Source organism: Streptomyces sp. NRRL F-5727, from assembly GCF_000719555.1.
GTDB lineage: Bacteria > Actinomycetota > Actinomycetes > Streptomycetales > Streptomycetaceae > Streptomyces.
In genome coordinates this window covers 21,124-27,738 of the sequence record NZ_JOGX01000092.1, presented here as the reverse complement: position 1 = coordinate 27,738, position 6,615 = coordinate 21,124, and the positions used below count along the sequence as shown (strand labels likewise).

Below are 6,615 nucleotides of genomic sequence, written 5' to 3'. Positions count from 1 at the left end.
AGCCGGGGGGGGTGGCCTGGAGCGCACGGGGGGGGCCTGGGAGCGCACGGGGGGGGCGGCCCGGGAGCGGCCCCTCCCCCACTCACCCCATTCCCACCCATATACCCTTCTCATCCCCGGCGGAGATCCGGCGGGGTCCCGCACGCAGCCGACGGAGGTACGTACGTGTCCGACCGCCGACCCCGCGCGGCCTGGCGCCGCCACCCGGAGCCGTCCCCGGCCGCCGCGCCCCCGGAGCCCTCCGACGGGCCGAGCGTGATCCAGGCGACCCTGTACCGCGACGGCCGCAAGGTGTCGTCGCCGGCGACGCTGGCGGAGACGTACCGGCAGCTGCGCGAACACCCGGACGGCATGGCATGGATCGGCCTGCACCGCCCGACCGAGCAGGAACTCCACTCGCTGGCCGCCGAGTTCGACCTGCACGAGCTCGCCGTCGAGGACGCCCTCGAAGCCCATCAGCGGCCGAAGCTGGAGCGGTACGGCGACACCCTCTTCGTCGTGCTGCGCGCGGCCCGCTACCTGGACGCCCAGGAGGAGGTCGACTTCGGCGAGCTGCACATCTTCGTCGGCCCCGACTTCCTCATCACGGTCCGGCACGGTGCCGCCCCCGACCTGTCGGCGGTCCGCCGCCGCATGGAGGGGAACCCCGACCTGCTGGCGCTCGGCCCGGAGGCCGTGCTGTACGCCATCCTCGACACGGTGGTCGACGGCTACGCCCCGGTCGTCGCCGGCGTGCAGAACGACGTCGACGAGATCGAGACCGAGGTCTTCGGCGGCGACCCCGCCGTCTCCCGCCGCATCTACGAACTCTCCCGCGAGATGGTCGAGTTCCAGCGCGCCACCCGCCCCCTGGTCGGCATGCTGCACGGCCTGATGGCCGGCTTCGCCAAGTACGGCACCGACGAGGAGCTGCAGCGCTACCTGCGTGACGTCGCCGACCACGTGACCCACACCAGTGAACGCGTCGACGGCTTCCGCCAGGCCCTCACGGAGATCCTCACGGTCAACGCGACCCTGGTGACCCAGCAGCAGAACGCGGAGATGAGGGCACTGGCGGAAGCCGGCTTCGAACAGAACGAGGAGATCAAGAAGATCTCCTCGTGGGCCGCCATTCTGTTCGCACCCACGCTGGTGGGAACGATCTACGGGATGAACTTCGACAACATGCCCGAGCTGCACTGGGCCGGCGGGTATCCGTTCGCGGTGGTGCTGATGGCGGTGGTGTGCACGAGCCTGTACGTGGTGTTCAAACGGAAGGACTGGCTGTAGGAGCACGAGGTGGAGCAGGTGGGTGCCGGGGGTCCGGTCGCGTGGATGGAGGAGCGTCAGGTCGGGGTGTATCTGGCGGCTCTGGCGGTCGGAGCGCTGCTGGGACGGGTCGCGCCGGGTGTCGGCTCCGGGCTGGAGCACGTCCTCGACCCGGTCCTGGGGGCCCTGCTCTTCGTGACGTTCCTTCAGGTGCCAGCGGCGGACCTGGTCCGGTCGCTGCGCGACGGGCGGTTCCTGGGGGCGGCGCTGACGGTGAACTTCGTCGTCGTGCCGCTCGTGGTGGCCGCGATGTTCGCGTTCCTCCCCGCCGACCAGGCCGTCCGCCTCGGGGTGCTGCTGGTGCTGCTCTGCCCGTGCGTGGACTACGTGATCGTCTTCTCGGGCCTCGCGGGCGGCTCCGGCCGCCGGCTGCTCGCCGCGACCCCGCTGCTCCTCGTGGCGCAGATGCTGCTGCTGCCGGGCTTCCTGTACGTCTTCCTGGGCGCCGGACTCGCCGAGGTCGTGGAGCCCGACCCGTTCCTGGAGGCGTTCCTCGTCCTCGTCGTGGTGCCGCTCGGGCTCGCCTGGACGCTCCAGGCGTGGGCGGCCCGCCGCCCGGCCGGGGCGCGGGTCGCGGCGGCGGCGACCACGACGATGGTCCCGCTGATGGCCGCGACCCTCCTCACGGTGGTCGCCTCGCAGATCCCCGGGGTGGGCGACAGCCTCGGCGACGTCGCCGCCGTGATCCCCTTCTACGTGCTGTTCCTGGTGGTGATGGCCTTCGCGGGCCGGGCCGTCGCCCGGCTCTTCCGCCTCGGTACGGGCGCCGCCCGTGCGGTCGTCTTCACCGGCGCCACCCGCAACTCCCTCGTCGTCCTCCCGCTGGCCCTGGCCCTGCCCGGCTCGTTCGCGGTCGCGTCCGTGGTGGTGGTGACCCAGACGCTGGTCGAGGTCCTCGGCATGGTGGCGTACGTACGTCTCGTCCCCCGTCTCGTGCCCGGCGACGGGGCGGGGCCGCGCTGACCCGCCGGTTCCTCGGGCGGGGGGGGACAAGGCCATCAGCCCCTGGTCAGCAGTTCCTTGAGCGCGATGTTGAGCTTGAGGACGTTGACGCGGGGTTCGCCGATGAAACCGAGGACGCGGTCGTCGGTGTGGTCGGCGACCAGCTTCTCGACCTGGGCGACGTCGAGCCTGTTGCGCTGCGCGACCCGGTGGACCTGGAGTTCCGCGTACGCCGGGGAGATGTGCGGGTCCAGGCCGGAGCCGGAGGAGGTGACGGCGTCGGCGGGCACGTCGGAGGGCTTCACCGTGTAGCCGTTCACCGAGTTGTCCCTGACGACGGCGGCCTTGGCGTCGGTGACCCACCGGATCAGGTCCGCGTTGTCGCCGGAGCGGTTGGTGGCGCCGGAGAGGATCAGCGCGTACCGCGTGTTGACGCTGTTGGTGCCGAGGCCATTGGACGGGCGGGGCTGGAACCAGCGGAGGTCGGGGGCGTCGCCGGCGAGGTACGTCTGGCCGATGAGCGCGGAGCCGACGACCTTCCCGCTCGCGTCCTCGATCTCGGAGCCGTTCGCCTTGCCGGGGAAGGCCACCTGGGCGACGCCGGTGACGGCGAGCGGGTAGAGCACACCGCAGAGGACGGTGAGGACGAGCAGGGCCCGGAGTCCGGCCCAGAGCACACGGCCGGTGTTTCCTACGGAGTTGTTCACGACGATCAACCGATTCCGGGGATGAGGGTGAGGAGCATGTCGATGAGCTTGATGCCGACGAACGGGGCGACGAGGCCGCCGAGTCCGTAGAGGGCCAGGTTGCGGCGGAGCATCGCGTCGGCGCTGGAGGGTCGGTAGCGGACGCCCTTCAGGGCGAGCGGGACGAGCGTGACGATGATCAGCGCGTTGAAGACGACGGCGGAGAGGATCGCGGACTCGGGCGAGTGCAGGCCCATGATGTTGAGCTTGTCGAGGGACGGGTACGCCACCGCGAACATGGCCGGGATGATCGCGAAGTACTTCGCGACATCGTTGGCGATCGAGAAGGTCGTCAACGCGCCCCGGGTGATGAGGAGTTGCTTGCCGATCTCGACGATCTCGATGAGCTTGGTCGGGTTGGAGTCGAGGTCGACCATGTTGCCGGCCTCCTTCGCGGCCGACGTGCCGGTGTTCATCGCCACGCCGACGTCCGCCTGGGCGAGCGCGGGCGCGTCGTTCGTGCCGTCGCCGGTCATCGCGACGAGCTTGCCGCCGGCCTGCTCGCGCTTGATCAGGGCCATCTTGTCCTCGGGGGTGGCCTCGGCGAGGAAGTCGTCGACGCCCGCCTCCTCGGCGATGGCCTTGGCGGTCAGCGGGTTGTCGCCCGTGATCATGACCGTCCTGATGCCCATGCGGCGCAGCTCCTCGAACCGCTCCCGCATGCCGTCCTTGACGACGTCCTTCAGGTGGACGACACCGAGGACACGCGCGCCCGCACCGTCCTCCACAGCCACCAGCAGCGGCGTGCCGCCGGCCTCGGAGATCCGGTCCGTGAGCGCCCCCGCGTCCTCGGCGACGGTGCCGCCCTGCTCCTTCACCCACGCGACGACCGAACCCGTCGCCCCCTTGCGGATCCTCCTGCCGTCCACGTCCACGCCCGACATGCGGGTCTGGGCGGTGAACTCGATCCAGTGGGCGTGGGCGAGTTCGCCCTGGTGGCGCTCGCGCAGCCCGTACCTCTCCTTGGCGAGGACCACGACCGAGCGGCCCTCGGGGGTCTCGTCGGCGAGCGACGACAGCTGGGCGGCGTCGGCCAGTTCGGCGGCGGTGGTGCCCCGGACCGGGACGAACTCGGCCGCCTGCCGGTTGCCCAGGGTGATCGTGCCCGTCTTGTCGAGCAGCAGCGTCGACACGTCACCGGCGGCCTCGACCGCGCGCCCGGACATCGCGAGGACGTTGCGCTGGACCAGGCGGTCCATGCCGGCGATGCCGATGGCGGAGAGCAGCGCGCCGATGGTGGTCGGGATGAGGCAGACGAGGAGCGCGGTCAGCACGATCATCGAGGTCTGCTCGTCGGCGCCCGCGTAGATCGCGAACGGCTTCAGGGTGACGACGGCCAGCAGGAAGACGATGGTGAGGGACGCCAGGAGGATGTTCAGGGCGATCTCGTTCGGCGTCTTCTGCCGGGCGGCGCCCTCGACCAGGTTGATCATCCGGTCGATGAAGGTCTCGCCGGGCTTCGTCGTGATCTTGACGACGATCCGGTCGGAGAGCACCTTCGTGCCGCCCGTGACCGCGCACCGGTCGCCGCCGGACTCGCGGATCACGGGGGCGGACTCGCCGGTGATGGCGGACTCGTCGACGCTCGCCACGCCTTCGACGACGTCGCCGTCGCCGGGGATGACGTCGCCGGCCTCGCAGACGACGAGGTCGCCGATCGTCAGCTCCGTACCCGGCACCCGCTCCTCGTTCCCGCCGACGATCCGGCGGGCGACCGTGTCGGTCTTGGCCTTGCGCAGGGTGTCCGCCTGGGCCTTGCCGCGGCCCTCGGCGACGGCCTCGGCGAGGTTGGCGAAGATCGTGGTGAGCCACAGCCAGACGGTGATCGCCCAGCCGAACCAGTCCCCGGGGTTCTTCACGGCGAGCACGGTGGTGACGAGCGAGCCGATCAACACCACGAACATCACGGGCGACTTGACCATCACCCGCGGGTCGAGCTTGCGGAGCGCGTCCGGGAAGGAGGCGACGAGCTGCTGGGGGTCGAAGAGCCCGCCGCCGACGCGTCCGGCCTCGGCGGGCCGGCCGGCGGGCGTGCCCGACTGCGGGGGACGGACAGGAGTGACGGTGCTCATGCTGCGAGCCCTTCGGCGAGCGGTCCCAGCGCGAGGGCCGGGAAGTAGGTGAGACCGGTGATGATGCCGTTGTTGTTGGCGCCCGAGGTGTAGGCGTACAGGATCTCGGAGAAGCCGTGCGCGCCGGAGTTCGTCATCGAGTTGGCCGGGGTGTCCAGGACGAACGAGGCGGCGGTGAAGCCGAGGACGAGCGCCGGGGTGACCAGGATGGAGCAGGCCGCGAACTTGATCTCGCGGGTGCCGATCTTCTTGCCCAGGTACTCCGGGGTGCGGCCGACCATCAGGCCGGCGATGAACACCGCGATGACCGCCATGATCAGCATGGTTCACGGCGCCGGTCGAGGTCAGCGTGGTGGCGACCGAGAAGATCGCGGAGGCGCCGATGCCGAACCGGGTCTCCTTGCCCTCCATGGCGCCGCCGGCGATCTCGAACGCCGGTCCGTGGCCCGCGAACTCGGTCCACATCATCAGCGCGGTGAAGGCGAGCCAGATGGTGACCATCGTGCCGAGGATCGCGTACCCCTGCTTCAGGGAGCCGACCATGCGGCCGAAGGTGCGGGTCAGGGCGAAGGGGATGACGAGGATGAGGTAGATCTCGAAGAGGTTGGAGAGCCCGTCGGGGTTCTCGAAGGGGTGCGCCGAGTTGGCGTTGAAGTAGCCGCCGCCGTTCGTCCCCAGCTCCTTGATCACCTCCTGCGAGGCCACCGCGCCGCCGTTCCACTGCTGCGTCCCGCCCGTGAACTGGCCGACCTCGTGGATGCCGGAGAAGTTCTGGATGGCGCCGCAGGCGACGAGCACGAGCGCGCCGACCACGGAGATCGGGAGCAGGATGCGGACGACTCCGCGGACCAGGTCGGCCCAGAAGTTGCCCAGCTCGCCGGTACGGGACCGGGCGAAGCCGCGGACGAGCGCGACCGCCACCGCCATGCCGACCGCCGCCGACACGAAGTTCTGCACCGCGAGGCCGCCGGTCTGCACGACGTGGCCCATGGCCTGCTCGCCGTAGTACGACTGCCAGTTGGTGTTGGCGACGAACGACGCCGCCGTGTTGAACGCCTGGTCCGGGTCGATCGACACGAAGCCGAGCGAGCCGGGCAGGGAACCCTGCACGCGCTGCAGCAGGTAGAGGAAGAGGACGCTCACCGCGGAGAAGGCGAGGACCCCGCGCAGGTAGGCGGACCAGCGCATCCCGGCGTCCGGGTTCGCGCCGATCGCCTTGTAGATCCACTTCTCGGGCCTCAGATGCCGGTCCGAGGAGTAGCCCAGCAGGGCGGCGGCGACGAGCAGACCGATCACGTTCTCGGCACTCACAGCTTCGCCACCCCCTTGGCGATGAACGCCACCAGCGCGAAGACCGCGACCGTGGTGACGACGAAGGCCACGTCGGCCATCGTGAACTCCCGGAAGAAGGAAGAGCGGATTCTCTGACGAGATGAGGAAACATCCGTTTCGGCCACCCACCGCCGCCGTTGACGCCCCCCTGACGTCCTGGACTCTGCTCTTGACGCGTCCCCTACGCGACGGGGGCGCAAATCGACCGGAAAGGG

The 6,615-nt window shown here is 70.4% G+C and carries 5 protein-coding genes and 1 pseudogene; 2 read left to right on the top strand and 4 right to left on the bottom strand.

Annotation, left to right across the window (positions count from 1 at the left end; all coding sequences use genetic code 11):
- The first annotated feature begins 165 nt into the window (after positions 1-165).
- Positions 166-1,269: a magnesium and cobalt transport protein CorA gene (locus IF73_RS0134865; RefSeq protein WP_031014994.1), complete on the top strand. Its 1,104-nt coding sequence runs from the start codon at positions 166-168 to the stop codon at positions 1,267-1,269.
- A gap of 45 nt (positions 1,270-1,314) precedes the next feature.
- Entirely contained in the window at positions 1,315-2,271 is a 957-nt protein-coding gene (locus IF73_RS0134860; protein WP_107049386.1) for a bile acid:sodium symporter, read from the top strand.
- Between the two features lie 35 nt (positions 2,272-2,306).
- Here the strand turns inward: IF73_RS0134860 and IF73_RS0134855 are convergent, their stop codons facing one another.
- The 4 genes and pseudogenes from IF73_RS0134855 to IF73_RS41690 all read right to left on the bottom strand — a co-directional run bounded on the left by IF73_RS0134855 (position 2,307) and on the right by IF73_RS41690 (position 6,525).
- Positions 2,307-2,957, bottom strand: coding sequence for a potassium-transporting ATPase subunit C (locus IF73_RS0134855; protein ID WP_031014991.1), 651 nt, complete (start codon positions 2,955-2,957; stop codon positions 2,307-2,309).
- 5 nt (positions 2,958-2,962) lie between these two features.
- Positions 2,963-5,068 (bottom strand): potassium-transporting ATPase subunit KdpB, encoded by a 2,106-nt coding sequence (kdpB, locus tag IF73_RS0134850; RefSeq protein ID WP_031014988.1) that lies wholly within the window; start codon positions 5,066-5,068, stop codon positions 2,963-2,965.
- Positions 5,065-6,379, bottom strand: a pseudogene (locus IF73_RS38285) (potassium-transporting ATPase subunit KdpA). Before IF73_RS38285 ends, kdpB begins: the two are co-directional and overlap by 4 nt.
- On the bottom strand, positions 6,376-6,525 hold the full coding sequence (locus tag IF73_RS41690; protein WP_199806777.1) for a hypothetical protein: 150 nt from the start codon (positions 6,523-6,525) through the stop codon (positions 6,376-6,378). The pseudogene IF73_RS38285 and the gene IF73_RS41690 overlap by 4 nt, the downstream one beginning before the upstream one ends.
- Positions 6,526-6,615 lie beyond the last annotated feature (90 nt).